Below are 1295 nucleotides of genomic sequence, written 5' to 3' on the forward strand. Positions count from 1 at the left end.
TCTGGCGATTTGGTATGAGTTGTTCGTTTGGTGGTTGAGCATTGAGAAAGCACAACAGCAAGAAGAAATGGCTGAACTCAAAGAAGAAGAGGAACAAACAGAATCTGGACATGGTGCCGGCATTTAAATTACCAAGGTAATGCCTTCTCTTTGACCGAATAAAACAAACCGTTGCCCTGCAGCGGTTTGTTTCTATTTAACCTTAGCTCACAGTTTCATCGCAACGGATGAGATAAAAATGACGTTCTTGTTAAATTTTCATACTTCTTACACTTGAGAGTTGCAATCAAGCACTTAACGATGCAATCTCGTTGATCGCTATACCCAAAGAATTCCAAGATCCCCCTACATTTGAGCGACCGATCTTGACGAATTGGGACAATTACAAAGCTTAGGATAAAAACAATGAAATTGATCAAGCCTTTAACTTGCGCGCTTGCTCTAGCAATGAGTGGCATGGCATTCGCAGACGTTACGGTTAGCGTTCCTGACGACGTTTCAGTATTGGCAGCAAACGGTGAAAAAGCGAAACTTTCTGGCGGCTTTTTTGCTTCTGAAAAAACATTGACGCTACCGGATGGCGTAAACCAAGTCGTTTTCCGCTACGCACCTTACTTCAACCAAGGTAATGACCGTCTAAGCGTAGAAAGTGATGCTATCGTGGCACGCTTCGATACTGCAAATGCAGAGTTGACGATTGAAGTTCCAAAATACCGCAACATGCGTGACGCGGAAGAAAACATCAAAGATCTCGATTGGAAACTGGTTGATGGTTCAGGCAAAGCAGTCGCAGTTGACCAAGACAAGCTGATCAAACCAGGTATGCAAATCGGCCGTGATTACGTGCGTGAAATCGAAGATTACAACCGCGCTGGCGGTACAGCAGCTGTCGCTTTTTCTGGCGCAGCGACCATGCAACCAGTCACACTTCCTGCAAAGATTCCTGAAGACATGAAACAAGCGCGTGCAACCGCAGTGAAAGCAGATTCTACAGCAGAAGAAATGCTGCACTTCTGGTACCACAAAGCAGATGCAGAAACAAAAGCGCGCTTTAAAGCGTACATCAATCAGCAATAGTCGTTGATTGACTGACCTGATTTAAAAAGCCACTTAATGTGGCTTTTTTTGATCATGCTAAATAGACAGCAGCAAGTCAGGTGCTTGCACGACATTGGTCTTGGTGAGGAAATCATGCAACAAACGTCGCTCTGGATGAAAAACAAGCAACACAAGGTTCACCAACGGGACGCCAGGAATAAACATTTCGAGTAGATAGCTAATGCCAAGCCGGATGG

General features: G+C 44.7%; 1 protein-coding gene and 1 pseudogene. One reads left to right on the forward strand and one right to left on the reverse strand.

The features are described 5' to 3' along the window. The first annotated feature begins 405 nt into the window (after window positions 1-405). The gene (locus tag R7O12_RS25320) at window positions 406-1077 is read left to right on the forward strand and encodes a DUF2057 domain-containing protein (RefSeq protein ID WP_318126814.1); all 672 of its coding nucleotides are present in this window, start codon (window positions 406-408) and stop codon (window positions 1075-1077) included. A gap of 57 nt (window positions 1078-1134) precedes the next feature. Here the strand turns inward: R7O12_RS25320 and R7O12_RS25325 are convergent. Then, window positions 1135-1295: pseudogene (locus R7O12_RS25325) on the reverse strand (RDD family protein); the annotation flags it as partial.

The organism is Vibrio sp. Vb1574, from assembly GCF_033338675.1.

Coding starts and splice junctions, on each gene's coding strand:
- R7O12_RS25320 (WP_318126814.1), top strand. CDS start 406: ATGAAATTGATCAAGCCTTTAACTTGCGCGCTTGCTCTAGCAATGAGT.